Below are 16,205 nucleotides of genomic sequence, written 5' to 3'. Positions count from 1 at the left end.
CGCGGCGCCATCGTCACGGTTCGGCCTGGCGGCGGAACGCGCGCTCGCGCGGGCTCATGCGGCGCGGAGGCTGGAGCTCGCGGAACGCGGGTGAGCCGCGCCGCGCGAGGGGCGCTCAGCGCGCTCGGCGCGGGGCCGCCCGTCAATCTCCGTCAATCTCCGTCGATCTCCGTCGATCTCCGCGCCCTCGCGGCCGTTCGCCCGGGATTCGACCGCTCCTCCGTGATGCCGAGTCGCCCGCTGCGCCGTCTCCTGCGCTCCTGGCGCGGGCTCATCGCGCTTTCGGCCGGACAGCGCCGGACAGCGCCGGACAGCGCGCGAGGAGCCCTCATGGCCTGTGGACCGCGGCGGCGCGCGCGAGGAGAGACGCTGGTCGCGAGATGCGGAGTCGCGCCCGCGCCCCGCCGACGCGAGATTCCCGCTCCGCTCCGCGCGGGGCGGCGGCCGCCCGTCGCCGGCGGAGCGCGACCACCTCTCGGCAGATCCCGCGACTCCGCCGGGCTCCGTTCCGCGCGTCCCGCGTGCGGGCAGGATGAAGAGGAGGAGAGCGCGAGGGCAGGGCCACGGCCGAGCCGGCTCTGGCGCGCGAGCTCGACCACGGCGGTCGCGCCACGAGCAGCCCACATCGGCGCCCGTCGTGCGTGGACGAACGCGGTGTGATCAACACGCCAAGTTCGCAGATGCGTTTTTTCGATGGGCTCGTGTAGCCTCTATTCGTGGAGGTTTCCATGCACAGCACCATGCGTCGCACCGTTCTCCCCGCGCTCTTCTCCGGACTTGCCGTGGCAGCTTGCTCCGCTCCCGAAGCGTCGAGCCTCTTCGCTACCGGCGGCTCCGGGCCGGGGGGCGTGACCTCCGCAGGCGGAGGCGATGGCGGCGCGCCGGGCGACGGGGGCGCCGGCGGCGAGGGCGGCGAGGGAGGCCGTGGCGAGGCGGGCGCGGGCGGAGGCACGGGGGGCACGGGCGCGGGGCCCGTCATCGTCGACGAGCCGCCGGAGTGCGGCGACGTCTACGTCGACTGCGATGGGGACGAGCAGAACAGCTGTGAAATCAACGTGACGAACGACGCGCTCCACTGCGGTACATGCCCCGTCAGGTGCGACGGCATCTGCCGGGACAGCGCCTGCGGCCGGCCGACCCGCCACGTCTCCGGCCAGCAGGATCCGCTCTACATCGCGGTCTCCCGCCGCACCATGTTCTGGACCAACGGCGAGCAGGGCGTCGTCAGGCAGTATGTGATCGGCGACGAAGTCGCGAAGAACCTCGCCACCAACCAGATCCAGCCGGCGGACATCAAGGCCGACGACACCCACGTCTTCTGGGCCAACCAGGGCAATAGCGGCGAGGAGGACGGCCAGGTGATGCGGACGCGCATCGGCGGCGAGGAGGAGCCGGTCGCCATCGCCGCAGGGCAGGCCGCGCCCTTCGGCGTGGCGATCGACGACGAGTTCGTCTACTGGACGAACCGCGAGCGCGGCGGCTCCGTGGTCCGCGCGCGGAAGGACTCGAACGGCAATGGGCCCTTCGTCGTCATCTCGGAGGGCGAGGGGACGACCCACGCGCTCGCGGTCGACGCGACCCACGTCTACTGGACGATCCGCGACGACAGCGGCCGCGTGCTGTCCGCGCCCAAGGACGCCACGAGCAACACCCCGCCCAAGGAGCTGGCGGCCGATCAGGGCGAGGTGCGCGAGATCGCGGTCGACGCGACGCACGTGTACTGGACGACCAGCAGGACCGGCACGGTCATGCGCGTGGCCAAGACCGGAGGGCGGCCCACGGCGATCGCCACCGGGCTGATGAACCCGAGGGGCATCGCCGCCGACGCGACAGGCGTCTACTGGACCGACCCGACGTCGCCGAACATCATGAGGATGCTGCCGAACGGCATCATCGGCGCCTTCGTCGCCGGGGAGCCTTCGCCCTACGGCATCGCCCTCGACGCCGAGCGCGTCTACTGGACCAACGGGCTCGGCACGGGCGGCACCCTGATGAGCGCTCCGAAATAGCGACCTCAGGCGGCGCGGGGTGTCCGCGCCCGCGCCGGCTCGCGCCCGAGGCGCCCCGCGGCCCACCGGGCGTCGACGCGCCGCCGCCCCGGCCTCCGTCGCGCGTGGAGGCGGGGGCGCGGCGTGCTACAAGCTCGCCCCGTGCTGCTCGAGACGTTTGCCGTCGGCCCGCTGGGGTGCAACTGCTCGATCGTCGTCGACCCGGCCAGCAAGGCCGCGGTGGTCATCGACCCGGGGGGCGATTTCGACAAGATCCGCGCGCGCCTCGAGCAGGCCGGGGCGACGGTCGCGGCCATCGTGCACACGCACACCCATATCGATCACGTCGGCGCCACCGCGCCGCTCCAGCGCTGGTCGGGCGCCGCGGCGCGCATCCACGAGGCCGACCGCTTCCTCTACGACATGCTCCCGGTGCAGGCGGCGTTCCTCGGCATCGCGGCGCCGGAGCGCTGCGAGCTCGACGGCGACCTCGACGACGGCGCGCTCGTGAAGGCGGGCGGGCTCGATCTGCACGTGCTCCACACGCCGGGGCACACGCCGGGCAGCGTGTCGTTCCTGGCCCTCTCCGCGACGGGCGCGGTGGCGTTCACGGGGGACACCCTGTTCCGGCGCGGCATCGGCAGGACCGACCTGTGGGGCGGCGACTCGGAGGCGATCTTCCGATCCATCCGGGGCAAGCTGCTCACGCTCGATCCGTCGACCCGCGTGGTGACCGGACACGGCCCCTCGACGACCATCGGTGAGGAACGCGACAGAAACCCTTATCTGCGCGCGTGATCCGCCGTGGGTCGGTCGCGACGTCGCGGCGCCGCGGCGCCGCGCGATCGCGGGGGCGCGAAGGCGGAAAACGGGGAGAAAATTCCTGCCGTTCTCTCCGCCTTCCCGCCTCGAACGCCCCGCGCGCCGGCGCCGCTTTCCGGCGAGAAAGTGCTTGCATCCCGCCAGGATTCTTCTGAAAAATGCCGCACGACGACAGCGCGCGCCGCGCCCGCTGGAGCGGGGTCGACCGCCGTCCGTCGCGGAAGTCGAGCACGATGAGCACCGATAGCGCGCCCGCCACGAAGGTCGATCTCGAGATTCTCCCCACGCAGCACCCTCTCGGCGACGCGGATCGCGCGCAGCGCATGCAGAACCCCGGCTTCGGGCGCGTGTTCACGGAGCACATGGTCGTGATCCCGTACGCGGCGGACAGGGGCGGCTGGCTGCGGGGGCAGCTCAAGCCGTACGCGCCGATCACGCTGGATCCCGCGGCGATGGTGCTGCACTACGGTCAGGCGATCTTCGAGGGGTTCAAGGCGTACCGCCAGCCGGACGGGCGCATCAAGACGTTCCGGCCGGAGGCGAACGCGCAGCGCTTCAACAGCTCTGCCCGGCGGCTGGCGATGCCGGAGATGCCGGTCGAGCTGTTCGTGGGCTCCGTCGACGCCCTGATCCGCCAGGATCGCGCGTGGGTGCCCGCCGCGGTGGGCGAGAGCCTGTATCTCCGACCGTTGATGTTCGCGACCGAGGCGGCGCTCGGGGTGAGGTCGTCACGCGAGTACGATTTCCTGGTGATCGCGTCCCCCGCGGGCGCGTATTTCCCCCAGGGCGTGAAGCCGGTGACGGTCTGGATCTCGGAGGATTTCGTCAGGGCGGCGCCGGGCGGCACGGGCGCGGCCAAGTTCGCCGGCAACTACGCCGCGAGCCTGCTCGCGCAGATGAACGCGGCGGCGGAGGGCTGCGCGCAGGTGGTCTGGCTCGATGCGGTCCACCGCCGGTATGTCGAGGAGATGGGGGGAATGAACATCTTCTTCGTCTACCAGGAGGGCGGCCGCACCGTGCTCGTGACGCCCGAGCTGACAGGCACGCTCCTCCCGGGCATCACCCGCGACAGCATCATGCAGCTCGCCCGCGATTTCGGCTATGGCGCGGAGGAGCGCAAGGTCACCTTCGACGAGTGGCGCGCGGCGGTGCGCGAGGGCCGCATGACCGAGGCGTTCGCGTGCGGCACGGCGGCGGTCATCACGCCCATCGGCGCGGTGAAATCCCGCGAGGGGACCTTCGCCATCCACAACAACGAGACGGGGCCGGTGGCGGCGCGCTTCCGCGAGGCGCTGCTCAACATCCAGCACGGCCTCGCCCCCGACCGGTACGGCTGGATGCACGACGTGGTCTGACGAGGAGGCCGCGCGCCGCGCGCGGTCCTCGCTCGGCGCCCCGCGCGCGCGGTCCTCGTTCGGCGCCCCGCGCGCGCGGTCCTCGCTCGGCGCCCCGCGCGCGCGGTCCTCGATCGGCCGCCGCGCGCCCCGTGAGCCGCGCGGCGCGCGCGCCTACTCCGCAGCCTGCGATTTCTTCGCTTTCGCCGTCATGCCGTATTCGTGCAGGCGGTACTGGATGGTGCGAATGCTGATGTCGAGGAGCTCGGCCGCGCGCGTCGTCGAGCCGTTCGTCGCCTCGAGCGTCGATAGGATGGCATAGCGCTCGATCTCCGCCATGGTGGCGCCCGGGATGCGCAGCGCGCCCTTGGCGACCGGCGCCGCGTCGATGGGGAGGTGCTCCGCGTCGATGCGCGTCTCGTCGCACAGCACGACGGCCCGCTCGATCGCGTTCTCGAGCTCGCGCACGTTCCCCGGCCACCGGTGCGCGACGAGCTTCGCCCGCGCCGCGTCGGTGAACCCCTCGATCTTGCGGTGGTTCTCCGCCGCGAACCGGCGGAGAAAGTGGTTCGCGAGGAGCAGCACGTCGGTGTCGCGGACGCGCAGCGGGGGCATGTCGATGTGGACGACGTTGAGCCGGTAGTAGAGGTCCTCCCGGAAGCGGCCCTCCTGCACGGCCGCCGCGAGGTCGCGGTTCGTCGCCGCGATGAGGCGCACGTCGACCGACACGGTGTCGTTGCCGCCGACGCGCTCGAACATCCTCTCCTGGAGCACCCGGAGCAGCTTCACCTGCGTCGAGGGCGCGATCTCGCCGACCTCGTCGAGGAAGAGCGTCCCGCCGTGCGCCTGCTCGAACCGCCCGATGCGCCGCTTGTCGGCGCCGGTGAAGGCGCCCCGCTCGTGGCCGAACAGCTCGCTCTCGAGCAGCGACTCCGCGAGCGCCGCGCAATGCAGCGTCACGAAGGGCGCCCTGGCGCGCGGGCCCTTCGCGTGAATGGCGCGCGCGAGCTCCCCCTTGCCGGTGCCGCTCTCGCCGGTGATGAGCACCGTCGCCCGCGCGCCCGCCACCTGCCGGGCCATCCGGTAGACCTTCTGCATCGCCGGGCTCGCCCCGATGAGCCCCTCGACGCCCTCGCCCTCGCGCTCGCGCAGCTGCCGGCGCAGGTTCTCCGCCTCGGCCCGGAGCGCGCTCCGCTCGAGGGCGCGCTCGAGGGAGACGAGGAGCGCGTCGAAGTCGACCGGCTTCGTCAGGTAATCCTCGGCCCCGGCCCGCATCGCCTGCACCGCGGAGCTCACGTCGCCGAACGCGGTGACGACGATCACCGGCAGCGCCGGATCCTGCTCGCGGAGCTTCCCGAGCAGCGTCACCCCGTCCATCCTGGGCATCTTCAGATCGGTGACCACGACGTCCGGCGGCCGCTCCGCCGCGACCTCGAGCGCCGCGGCGCCGTCGGCCGCCGCGTCCACGGCATAGCCCTCCTGTCGCAGGAGCTTCTCCAGCCCCGAGCGCGCGCTCGCCTCGTCGTCCACGACGAGCACCCTCGCGCCCTGTCTCTTCTCAGCGTTCATGTCGTCCCTTCCGAAGGCCGCCAGAGGATACCGCGCCTCTCGGGCGTCGCGATCCTCCTTCTGCCGCGGCGCGCCTCCGCCGGCGACGGCGCGCCGGCGAGCGCCGGCGAGCGCCGGCGAGCGCCGGCGAGCGCCGGCGAGCGCCGGCTGGAGGCCCGGCGCGAGGGCCGCGCCGTCGCGGTCGCCGAGGGAGGCGCGCCGCGCGGCCTCGCGGAAGCGACGAGGCGCCGTCAGCGGCTCTCGGTCGCGTCGACGTTGTCGCGGATGCCCGCGCCGAGGTCGGAGAGCTCCGCGGCGAGCATCACGGTGAGATCGTCGGCCGTGACGATGCCGGTCACCTTGCCGTCGTGGCGGACGATCGGCAGCCGCCGGACGCCGCGCTCGCGCATCAGGCGGAGCGCCGTCTCGATGCTGTCGGACTGCTGGAGCGTCGTGGGGTCGTACGTGACGATCTCGGACACCAGCGTCTTCTCGGGCTCGCGCGCGTCGGCCATCACCCGCATCACGAGATCGCGATCGGTGAGGATGCCAATGGCGCGCGCGCCCTGCGTGACGACGACGCAGCCCACGCGGAAGTCGCGCATCCGGCGCGCGACGTCGAGTGCGGTCTCGGTGAGATCGGCGCTCACGGCGCCATGCTCGAAGCGGCTGAGGCACATGCCCGGATCCGTTGCACGACGCGCGCCACGGCGGCCGAGCCCGGCGCTCCGCGCCCGGCGTCCCGCGCCCTGGCCCGCGGGCGCGCTTCCCGCCTTCCCGCCTTCATGTTCGATTTTGAGCACTGCCCGTGGCGGGGGGACCGGCCGCAGCGGTTGCACGGGGGCGCAAGTCGTTCGCCGGGCCGGGCGCCCGCCGGCGAGGCCGGGGCTCAGGCCGGGGTGGGGGAGGGGCGCGGCGCAGGGGCGCTCGACGGCGCGCCGGCGGCGCGAGAGGACACCGCTTCCACGCTGGAGCGGAGCTCGGCGCTCAGGGCGGCGTAGTCCAGCGGCTTCGTGTGCACCACCGCCTCGGGCTCGAGCCCTCGCCCGAGCCGCGCCACGAGCTCGGGGTAGCCGGTGAGCACGAAGAGCGGGAGATCGGGCCGGAGCGACCGCGCGAAGCGCGCGACCGCGAGGCCGTCGGCGTGGGGCATGCGGAAGTCGGTCACCAGGACGTCCGGGGCCGGCGTCCGGGCGAGCCGCGCGAGCGCGAGGGCGCCGTCGGTGGCCAGCTCCACCCGGAAACCGTCGTCTTCGAGCAGGCGCGCGAGCAGGCGCGCGGTGCGGACGTCGTCGTCCACGAGGAGGATCAGCGGCTGTTCGAGGCTGCGTGGTTCCACGCCGGGCGATCTACCAACTTGCGTGCCAGCGCCGGGGGGGCCGCCCGCGCGCGCCGCCGCGGCGGGGAGCTCAGCCGGACAGGCGGATCGGCAGCGTGACGCGGAACAGCGTCTTCCCCGGGCGGCTCTGGAACTCGATGGCCCCCTCGTGATCGGTGATGATGCGGTGGGCGATGGCCAGGCCGAGCCCGGTGCCGTTCGGCTTCGTCGAGTAGAACGGGTCGAAGATCGGCGCGTCCGGGGTCGCGATCCCGGGGCCGTCGTCCTCCACCTCGACGACGGCGTGGCGCGGCTGCCGGCGCGCGCGGAGGGTGACGGCGCCGCCGCCGGCCGCGCCCACCGCCTCGAGCGCGTTGCGGAGGAGGTTCAGGAGGACCTGCTCGATCTTCGCGGGATCGAGGTCGAGCACGACGTCGGTCGAGGGCAGATCGACCGTCACCTCGGCGCGCGCGCCGCCGCCGTCCGAAGACGGAGCGACGCGCGCCGCCCGCTCGCAGAGCGCGACGAGGGACGTCGGCTTCACGACCAGCGGCTTCGGCCGGGCGAAGTCGAGGAACTCGCTCACCAGCTCCGACAGGCGGCGGATCTCGTCGCGGACGACCTGGATCGCCTCCAGGGTGTCCGGATCCCCCATGCCGGCGCGCGCGAGCCCGCGCTCGAGGAAGGTCACGTGCAGCTGCGCGCCGTTGAGCGGGTTCCTGATCTCGTGCGCGAGGCCAGCCGCGAGCGTCCCGACCGCGGCGAGCTTCTCGCTCTGGCGCACGCGCGCGGCGAGCGCCTTCTCGTCGGTCGTGTCCTGCCCGATGGCGAACAGCACCACCTCGTCGTCCGCGGAGGAGGGGGCGTACGCGAGCTGCCATCGCACGTCGCGGATCTTGCCGGAGCGCGCGCGGAGGCTGCTCTCCAGCAGATCCGCGCCGGGGCGGCGGCCTGCGGCGACGTCCTTCACGAGCGCGCCGTGATCGGCGCGGAGCTCCTCGGGGAGGAGCGCCTCGACGAACGGCATGCCGAGGATGTCCTCGCGCGCGAACCCGGTGATCCGCTCGGCCTCGCGGTTGAAGAGCCGCACGACCGCCTGCGCGTCGAGGCCGACGACGAGGACGCGGGCGAGCTCGACGGCGCTCTTGTACCGGTGCTCGGTGCGCGCGAGCGTGCGGCCGACCTGCTCGCGGTCGAGGCGCTCGGCGCGCTGCGCGCGCGCGAGGAAGTCGTCCCGGTACGTCTCCAGCATGATGGCGAGCTCGAGATCGAGCACCTTGCTCACCGCGGATCGGACCGCGATCGCCTGCGCGAAGGGCGCGCCCTCGGCGATCTCGTCGAACGCGAGCCGGATGAGCGTCATCGCCGTGAACATGTACCGCTGCGGCAGCCCGACCCGGACGTGGATCCGCCCGATCTTCGCGGCCTCGTCGAAGTACGCCGCGTCGTAGGGCCCGGTGCAGATCCGCGTCATCCAGCGGACGAGCGATCGCTTGAGCCGCTCCACCTGATCTTCGCCGGTGAAGACGTCGTGCGCGCCCTCGTGCTCGCGGATGCGGTCGTAGAACTCGCCCGCGATGCGGGGGAAGTGCGGCGCCGCGTGCGCGTGAAACGCGGCCAGCCGGGCAGCGTCCTCCTCGTCGAAGCGAACGTATCGCTTGATCTCGTCGAAGAGCGTCTCGCGCGCGGGCACGGCGCCAGAGCCTACCATGAGCACACGTTCGCGGCGGCGGACCACGATCTCGCGCGCTCCAGGATCGCCTCGAGCGCCGCCGCGTCCTCGCCGCCGCGCGCGACGATCTCCGGCGAGGGCGGCGCCTCGTACGCGGAGCCCGCGCCGGGGAGCGCGCCGATCTCGCCGGCGCCGGCCGCCCGGTAGAGCCCCTTCGGATCGCGCTCGCGGCAGACCTCGGGAGAGACATCCATGTAGACCTCGACGAGCCGCGGCGCGAGCGCGCGGGCGCGGTCGCGGTAGGCGCGGCGGTGCGCGGTCGCGGCCACGACCGCGATCGGCCCCTGCCGCGCGATCAGCGCCGCGAGCCGCGCGAGCGTCTCGTAGAAGGCGTCGCGCTCCCGCGGCGTGTAGCCGGGCCGCGGGACGAGCGCGTCGCGCACGTCGTCGCCGTCGAGCAGGCAGCTCGCCCGGCCCTCGCCGAGCAGCGCGCGGTGCACCCGCGCGGCCAGGGTGGACTTGCCCGAGGCGGGGAGCCCCGTGATCCACACGACCCCGCCGCTCACGCGAACAGCCCCTCGGCGTCGGCCGGATCGAAGCGCGGGGCGTCGAGGGCGCGCTCCGCGAGGGTGAGCAGCGCGTCCCTCGCGCGCGGCGTGACCGCGGGGTACCAGCCGGGGTTGGCCAGCACGAGCGCGCGCCACGCGAGGAACGGCGCCGCCGCGTCGAGCACGCCCGCGGCGCCGCTCCAGCCGAGGTAGACGTCCCAGAACCGCCGCCACAGCGCGCCGAGGCCGCCCTGCCATGCGCCGGGCGCGTCCAGCGCGAAGAACACGTAGTTGATGGCGAGGCAGGTGACGTCATCCGCGGGATCGCCCTGCGAGCCGCGGCTCGTGTCGAGGAGCGTGAGCCGCGACGCGCCGTCGAACACGATGTTGAAGGGGTGGAAATCGCCGTGCGTGCGCGCGAGCCGGTGGTCCTCTCCGCGGAGCTTCCACCGCCACTCGACGCAGCGCCGCTCGATGGCCTGGAGGCGCGCGGGCGGCGCGCCCGGCGCGTCGTCCGGATAGCCGTCGATGATGCCGAAGACGCCCTCGCCGTGGCCGACGAGATCGCGCACCGCGCGGCGGTAGCTGCCCGGCTGCGCGCCCTGCTCGCCGTGGAGCGCGATGAGGTAGCTGGCGAGCGCCTCGCAGCGCGCGAGATCCTCCGGGCGCGCGCGGCGCTCCCGCGCGATCCGCCGCAGATCCGCGGCGTAGACGTCGCCCTCGGCGTAGGTGGTCAGGAGGTAGAACTCGCCCGCGTCGCGCAGGGACAGGGAGCGCCCGTCGCGGGTCAGCGAGCCGACGTCGACGACCTCGACGTGCGCCGGGATCGACCCGAAGGTGTCGAAGGCGAGCAGCATCTCCGCCGCGCGATCCGCCCGCCGGTCGTGCCCGAACGCGTTCGCGGTCGACGTGTGCAGCACCAGCCGCTGCCTCGAGCCATCGCGCCTCACCACGGTGATCCGGCGAGGGACGCCGTAGCCGGCGGCCTTCTCGGTCAGGTCGTGACCGGGGCCGCCGTCCGGTCCCAGGGTGGTGATCTCCTCGACCCGCGCGTCCGGCAAGGCCGCCTCGACGATCTCGCGGAGCTGGCGTGAGGGATCGGGCTCGGCAGGCAATACCGTCTTGGCGCTCATGGTGTGTCCTCGGGCGCGTGGGCGTGGTGACGTGCTGACGTGGCCATCGAGGACCACCGAACGAGCAAAAAGCAGGCCGCGTGCCGGATGAGCCTGGTCGCGCTGTCGGGCGGGTCGTTGCGAGATGCCGACCTCGATCCGGGCGGGGCGGCGCGCGTGGCGGCAGGCCGGGGGGGGCGGCCGCGCTCGCAGGACGTGCGCCCGCGCGCGAGGCGTGCGCGGCGTCGTGGGAGGTGCGGATCAGTGGTCCGGGCGGCCGAAATGCGGGAGGTCGAGCGGGATCGGCCCGACGTGGTAGGACCGCATCATCTCGTTGTCCTCGTGCTCGAGGATGTGGCAATGCCATATGAACGCGCCCTCGTGGCGGAACTTCATCTTGATGCGCGTGATCGCGTTCTCCGTCGCGTTCACCGTGTCCTTGAAGCCCGTCTCCCAGGGCTCCGGCGGGCTAATTGCGCCGGTGTCCTTGTCCTCCCGATTGAGGACCTGGAACTCCACGTTGTGGACATGGATCGGGTGCGGCATGTAGGTGTCATTGTGGAGCTCCCAGATCTCCGTGTCCCCGGGGTCCGGGTCCTCCGTGATGCGGTCGTGGAATTTGAGGCCCAGCCGCTGCCCGGTCTGAAGATCGATGATCCCTTGCAAGAGCAGGAGCGAGCGATCGTGCGCGGTCGTCTTCTCCGTCAGGAGCAGGGGACGTGTCAGGCGCTCCGGTCCGTGCGGGGTGAAGCAGGGCAGCGTGAGTTGGTCCGGCGGCGTGCTCGTGTCCACGCTCGTCGCCGGCACCACCCGGAACAGCATCACCTCGGTCGTGTAGTCCCGTTGCTCTTCTGCCACGAGCGCTGCCATGTGGGCCAGGTGAGCCTGCGTGGGCCCGCTCTCGGAGACGTTGAGGAGGAGGATCTCCGCGCCGACAGGGATGTTCGTGAAATCGACGATGAGGTCCGCGCGCTCGGACGGACCGAGCGTGAGCGTGTCGACCTCGACCGGAGCGGGGAGAAAGCCTCCCGCGTCCGTGCCTATCACCCAGAACCTGTGGACCTTGGCCCCGTCGCTCAGCCGCAGGCCCACGTACCGCGTGTTGCAGGCGTTCAGGACGCGGAAGCGGTAACGACGCTGCTCGACCTCCAGGTACGGCCACGTCCGGCCGTTGACGACCATGGCGTTGCCCACGAAGGCTGGCACCCAGATCGGCGGCGGCTCGTCGTGCGCGGGGGACGTCCCGAAGGCCGGGGCGTCGTGCCCGTTGCTCTCCGGGTAGTAGAGCGAGCCGTCGTCCTTGAATGTGCGATCCTGGATAACGAGCGGGATCTCGTACACCCTTGTGCCTGGCGAGTCGCCCAGCCTCGGCGGGGGGCCTGGCAGCACGCCCGGCGGCAGGTCGTCGGGGCCGCCGCGGATCAGGTAGAAGCCGGCCGGGCCCGCGTACACGTTGACGCGGGTGATGCCGAGCGTGTGGTCGTGATACCAGAGCGTCGCCGCCCGCTGATCGTTCGGGTACTCGTACAGGGCAGCCCCCGGCTCCCACAGGCTCGCGAGCGACTGGGGATTCTTCTTGAAATAATCGAAGTAGGTGCCGGTCCTCGCGTATTCCGGGGGAATATCGGACGCCGCGGGGAGATACCAGGCCTCCGGGTGGCCGTCGAACTCCTGGGCCACCGGGGCGATCCCGTGCAGGTGGGTCACGATCGGCACCGGACCCCGGTAAGGCCCCTCGGGGCAGTGGCGCGTGTGCTTGCAGGACGCGTCGCGGTCCTTCAGCCCGCCGGGCGGGTTCGCCCAGTGGAGGGTCGGGTCGACGGGGAGCAGGTGCGGGAGGAAGCGGCCGGTCAGGGGATCTTTGAGATCGTTGATCCACTTCACGCGCACCGGCCTCCGCCACTCGGCCTCGATGGTGAACGCGGGATACGAGAACGTCTCCGGGTGATGGATGGACCCGTAGCCCCACACCGTCGTGGGCGGCAAGCCGAGCTCCGGCGGCAAGATGTGCCGCTGGAACTGCCGGACCGCGATCTCGTAATAGTCGACCAACGCGCCAGGGCCGAAGTGCTTGCCCGACCGCGGCATGACCTGCGGGATCGCGAGCGGCTGCGTGAATCTGGGGATGTCCCCGGCGTGGAGCGTCGGCGCGTGGCGAGGGACAGCGCGCGCGAGCCCATGGCGCCGGAGCACCACGAGACCGCCGGCCGCGGATAAGCCGTACTTCAAGAGCAATCGTCGCTTCAACGAGGGCATGGGACCTCCTGGCGCCGCCATCGGTGGTGGTGCGCGCGCAGGAGTAGGATGGCGGGCATGTGGGTCCAAGCATCCAGGAGGTGCCGGATTGGGGTTGCTGGACCCACATGAACGGGTCCTGAGATGGCACGCAGAGTGCGGCGCTCAGGCGCTGTTTTCCTGACCGGGTTCGCCTCGGTCGGGGCGCCGTGCGCCGCGGCGCGCCCGACCTGTCAGGCGATCCAGCGGCCCTCGAGGCCGAGGATCACCCGCGCGGGCGATCACGTCATCACCGCTTGATGAGGAGAGGCCGCATCATCTCGTTGTCCTCGTGCTCGAGGATGTGGCAATGCCACACGAACAGCCCGGGGTTGCCGAACTTCACCTTGATGCGCGTGATCTGACCGGCCAGCGCGCCGACCGTGTCCTTGAAGCCCTCTTCCCCGAGGAACGGAGGCTCGGGCGGCGCGGACTGGTCGAGCACCTGCCGGTTGACGACCTGGAACCGCGCGTTGTGGAGGTGGATCGGGTGGTCGTCCACGGTGAAGTTGTGGAGCTCCCAGAGCTCGATATCGTCCACATCGGGCTTCTCCGTGATGGGATCGTCCCAGTGGAGCGGCACCGGCCCGCCCGCGGCGTCGACGATGCCGAGGAGGTTCCGGATCGGGCCCACGCCTTCCAGCTGCTCCTCGTTCAGGGACACGCGGCGTATCGCCTCCTCGTCTCCGAGCGGATCGAACGCCGGCAGCACGAGCTTCTCGGGAGGCGTGCTCGTGTCCCTGCTCGTCGCCTTCTTCACCCGGAACTGCATGACCTGGCCCGTGGTGTTCGGGTCGGCCACGGCGGACATGCCCGGCATGCCGCCGTGCGTCTCCGGTCCGACGTTGAGGAGGAGGATCTCGGTGCCGACCGGGACGCGGCTGAAATCGACGATGACGTCCCAGCGCTCGGCATTTCCGATGACGAGCTCGTTGGTCTGCACGGGCCTCGGGAGGAAGCCTTCGTCGGAGCCGATCACCCAGAACGGGAGCCCGTTGCTCAGCCTCAGGATCAAGAGCCTCGTGTTGCTGCCGTTCAGGAGGCGGAACCGGTAGCGGCGCTGCTCGACGTCGAGGAAAGGCCACGTCCGTCCGTTGACCAGCATCGCGTTCCCGAGGAACTCGGGAACCCAGTACGGCGCCACGGGGCCGTTCGGCTTGTACACGTCTTCGGCGAGCTCGGGCGGAAGCCCGCGGCTCTTCGGGTAGAAGAGCGAGCCGTCGGCGTTGAACGAGCGGTCCTGGATCACGAGCGGGATCTCGAACACGTCGGCGCCCGGACGGTCGCCCGGCCTCGGCGCGGGTCCGGGCAGCACCCCCTTCGGCAGATCGTCGGGACCGCCGCGGATCAGGTAGAAGCCGGCGAGCCCGGCGTACACGTTGAGCCGGGTGATGCCGAGCGCGTGATCGTGGTACCAGAGCGCCGTCGGCCGCTGGCGGTTCAAGTACTCGAAGACGGCCGTCCCTGGCTCCCACAGGCGCCCGAGCCGTGATGTCCTCCGGAAGATGTCGTAGAAGGTCCCGGTCCTCGCGAAGCCGCGCGGGATGTTCTCCGCCTTCGGCAGAAACCACGCTTCCGGGTAGCCGTCGCTCTCCTGCTCGACCGGGGTCGCCCCGTGGAGGTGGGTGACGGTCGGCACCGGGCCCCGGTAAGGATCCGGCGGGCAAGGGCCCCTGAACCTGGGGGCCGTGTCGCGGCCGTCCACCCCGCCGGGCGGGTTGGCCCAGTGGAGGGTCGGGTCGACGGTGAACAGGTGCGGGAGGAAGCGGCCGGTCCGCGGGTGGGTGAGGTCGTTGATCCACGTCACGCGCACCGGCTTCCGCCACCTGGCCTCGATGGTCCACCCGGGATACGAGAACGTGTCCGGATGCCGGGCGGAGCCGTACGCCCACACCGTCGTGAGGTCGAAATCCGGCGGCAAGACGCGCTGCCTGATCTGCCGGACGGCGATCTCGTAATCGTCGATGGGACCGTCGTGGCCGATGCGCCCCCGCGCCTCGGGCATGACGGGCGGAATGAGCAGCGGCAGCCTGTACTTGGGGATATCGCGGCCGCGCAGCGTCGGTGCCGACTCCGGGGCGAAGGCGCATTCGCCGACGCTCGCGAGCGCGACGCCCTCGCGAGGGAGCATAAGGAGCCCGCCCGTCGCGGTCAGACCGTACTTCAAGAACAGTCGTCGATTCAGTGAAGACATCGGATCTCCTTGCGCCGCAATCGGCGGCGCGAGCGCACGACCATCATGACGGCCGCGCGGATCCGAGCCATCCAGGAAGCTCCGGATTTAGGGTTCCTGCGCGTTCACGAGCAGGTCCCGAATCACCATCGATGCGCTGCGATCGAGCGCTGTTCGTCCAGCTGGAATCCGCCTCGGTCGAGGCGCACGGCGCTCATGGGAGGTCCGATGACATGATGCGTGTCATCGATCATCAAGCGGCGGAACCGCGAGCGACCTCTCGTCGGCGAGGTCGCTCGCGGCGCCAGAGCGGGTTTCGTCCGCCGGCTACTTGCCCGCCGGCCACTGGTCCTTCGGGAGGTCCTTGTAGACGTCCTCGACCTTGTGGAACCCGTCGGCGATGACCGTGGACGCGAGGTTGCTCTTGTCCACGGCGATCGGGGCGATGAGCACGCTCGGGACGTCCTTCTTCCCGTTGTTGACCGTCTGCGTCTTCTCGCCGATCTGCTCCTTCTTCGCCATCTTGATGGCGAGCTCGGCGGCCTTCTCGGCGAGGGACTTGATCGGCTTGTAGACGGTCATGCTCTGGGTGCCGGCCGCGATCCGCTGGCAGGCGGCGAGCTCGGCGTCCTGCCCCGAGACGACGACCTTGCCGGCGAGCTTCTGCTCGCCGAGCGCCTGGACCGCCGCGCCCGCGAGCCCGTCGTTCGAGGCCACGACGGCCGTGACGTTGTTGTTGTTCTTGGTGAGGGCGTTCTCGGTGATCTTGAGCGCCTCGACCGGCTGCCAGTCCTTGGCCCACTGGTCCGCCACGACCTTGATGTCGCCCTTGTCGATGAGCGGCTTCAGGATGTTCATCTGCCCTTCGCGGAAGAGCTTCGCGTTGTTGTCGGTCGGGGAGCCGCCGATGAGGAGGTAGTTCCCCTTCGCGGCCTGCTTCACGAGCGCCTCGGCCTGGAGCTCGCCCACGCGGACGTTGTCGAAGGACACGTAGAGGTCGACGTCGGAGTCGAGGATCAGCCGGTCGTAGGCGATGACGGGCACGTTCTGCTTGTGCGCCGACTCGACGATGGTGGCGGTCGTCTTGGCGTTGTGGGGCACGACCACGAGCACGTCGACGCCCTGCGTGAGCAGGTTCTCCGCCTGCGAGTTCTGCAGGGCGTCGTCGCTGTTCGCGGACTGCACGAGCACCTGCGCCCCGAGCTGCTCGGCCTTCGCCTTGAACAGGTCGCGGTCGCGCTGCCACCGCTCTTCCTTCAGGGTATCCATCGAGAAGCCGATCGTGATCTTCTTCTTGTCCGCACCCTTGGCGTCCGCGGTCTTCGGGGCTTTGTCATCGGTCTTGCCCGCGTTCGTCTCGCCCTCGGAGGCCGGCTTCGAGCAGCCGGTCGAGAACGCGAGCGAGATCATGGCCAT

General features: G+C 71.5%; 12 protein-coding genes. 3 read left to right on the top strand and 9 right to left on the bottom strand.

Annotated elements, in window-relative coordinates:
• Window positions 1-740 precede the first annotated feature (740 nt).
• The 3 genes from WMF26_RS36005 (at window position 741) to WMF26_RS35995 (ending at window position 4,165) form a co-directional block, all read left to right on the top strand.
• Window positions 741-2,009: a hypothetical protein gene (locus WMF26_RS36005; RefSeq protein ID WP_437996408.1), complete on the top strand. Its 1,269-nt coding sequence runs from the start codon at window positions 741-743 to the stop codon at window positions 2,007-2,009.
• A gap of 123 nt (window positions 2,010-2,132) precedes the next feature.
• On the top strand, window positions 2,133-2,786 hold the full coding sequence (locus tag WMF26_RS36000; RefSeq protein WP_437950650.1) for an MBL fold metallo-hydrolase: 654 nt from the start codon (window positions 2,133-2,135) through the stop codon (window positions 2,784-2,786).
• A 257-nt stretch (window positions 2,787-3,043) separates the two neighbouring features.
• Window positions 3,044-4,165 (top strand): branched-chain amino acid aminotransferase, encoded by a 1,122-nt coding sequence (locus tag WMF26_RS35995; RefSeq protein WP_437996407.1) that lies wholly within the window; start codon window positions 3,044-3,046, stop codon window positions 4,163-4,165.
• A gap of 153 nt (window positions 4,166-4,318) precedes the next feature.
• On the opposite strand, the gene WMF26_RS35990 is transcribed toward WMF26_RS35995, so the two are convergent.
• From WMF26_RS35990 to xylF, 9 genes are all read right to left on the bottom strand, one after another.
• Window positions 4,319-5,713, bottom strand: coding sequence for a sigma-54-dependent transcriptional regulator (locus WMF26_RS35990; protein WP_437332784.1), 1,395 nt, complete (start codon window positions 5,711-5,713; stop codon window positions 4,319-4,321).
• 230 nt (window positions 5,714-5,943) lie between these two features.
• Window positions 5,944-6,342 (bottom strand): CBS domain-containing protein, encoded by a 399-nt coding sequence (locus WMF26_RS35985; protein WP_437996406.1) that lies wholly within the window; start codon window positions 6,340-6,342, stop codon window positions 5,944-5,946.
• Window positions 6,343-6,581: 239 nt separating this feature from the next.
• Entirely contained in the window at window positions 6,582-7,031 is a 450-nt protein-coding gene (locus WMF26_RS35980; protein ID WP_437996405.1) for a response regulator, read from the bottom strand.
• A gap of 70 nt (window positions 7,032-7,101) precedes the next feature.
• A complete protein-coding gene (locus tag WMF26_RS35975) occupies window positions 7,102-8,721 on the bottom strand; it encodes a protoglobin domain-containing protein (protein WP_437996404.1) in 1,620 nt (539 codons plus the stop codon).
• Window positions 8,715-9,248 (bottom strand): adenylyl-sulfate kinase, encoded by a 534-nt coding sequence (locus WMF26_RS35970; protein WP_437996403.1) that lies wholly within the window; start codon window positions 9,246-9,248, stop codon window positions 8,715-8,717. The genes WMF26_RS35975 and WMF26_RS35970 overlap by 7 nt, the downstream gene beginning before the upstream one ends.
• Window positions 9,245-10,363 carry a phosphotransferase gene (locus tag WMF26_RS35965; protein WP_437996402.1) on the bottom strand — a complete coding sequence of 373 codons (1,119 nt, stop codon included), beginning with the start codon at window positions 10,361-10,363 and terminating at the stop codon, window positions 9,245-9,247. The genes WMF26_RS35970 and WMF26_RS35965 overlap by 4 nt, the downstream gene beginning before the upstream one ends.
• A 240-nt stretch (window positions 10,364-10,603) precedes the next feature.
• A complete protein-coding gene (locus WMF26_RS35960; protein WP_437996401.1) occupies window positions 10,604-12,571 on the bottom strand; it encodes a multicopper oxidase family protein in 1,968 nt (655 codons plus the stop codon).
• A gap of 295 nt (window positions 12,572-12,866) precedes the next feature.
• Window positions 12,867-14,747, bottom strand: a complete 1,881-nt coding sequence (locus WMF26_RS35955; protein WP_438002473.1) for a multicopper oxidase family protein — start codon at window positions 14,745-14,747, stop codon at window positions 12,867-12,869.
• A 369-nt stretch (window positions 14,748-15,116) separates the two neighbouring features.
• A complete protein-coding gene (xylF, locus tag WMF26_RS35950; RefSeq protein WP_061627654.1) occupies window positions 15,117-16,205 on the bottom strand; it encodes a D-xylose ABC transporter substrate-binding protein in 1,089 nt (362 codons plus the stop codon).

This window comes from Sorangium sp. So ce185, from assembly GCF_051526825.1.
Lineage (GTDB): Bacteria > Myxococcota_A > Polyangia > Polyangiales > Polyangiaceae > Sorangium > Sorangium cellulosum_D.
The sequence above is the reverse complement of the archived record's forward strand: the minus strand, read 5'-3'. Positions and strand labels throughout refer to the sequence as shown.

What these genes read in the sequence shown, in the direction of transcription:
- WMF26_RS35975 (WP_437996404.1), bottom strand. Translation starts at nt 8,721, where the DNA reads ATGGTAGGCTCTGGCGCCGTGCCCGCGCGCGAGACGCTCTTCGACGAG.
- WMF26_RS35990 (WP_437332784.1), bottom strand. Translation starts at nt 5,713, where the DNA reads ATGAACGCTGAGAAGAGACAGGGCGCGAGGGTGCTCGTCGTGGACGAC.
- WMF26_RS35955 (WP_438002473.1), bottom strand. Translation starts at nt 14,747, where the DNA reads ATGCTCCCTCGCGAGGGCGTCGCGCTCGCGAGCGTCGGCGAATGCGCC.
- WMF26_RS36005 (WP_437996408.1), top strand. Translation starts at nt 741, where the DNA reads ATGCGTCGCACCGTTCTCCCCGCGCTCTTCTCCGGACTTGCCGTGGCA.
- WMF26_RS35965 (WP_437996402.1), bottom strand. Translation starts at nt 10,363, where the DNA reads ATGAGCGCCAAGACGGTATTGCCTGCCGAGCCCGATCCCTCACGCCAG.
- xylF (WP_061627654.1), bottom strand. Translation starts at nt 16,205, where the DNA reads ATGGCCATGATCTCGCTCGCGTTCTCGACCGGCTGCTCGAAGCCGGCC.
- WMF26_RS35995 (WP_437996407.1), top strand. Translation starts at nt 3,044, where the DNA reads ATGAGCACCGATAGCGCGCCCGCCACGAAGGTCGATCTCGAGATTCTC.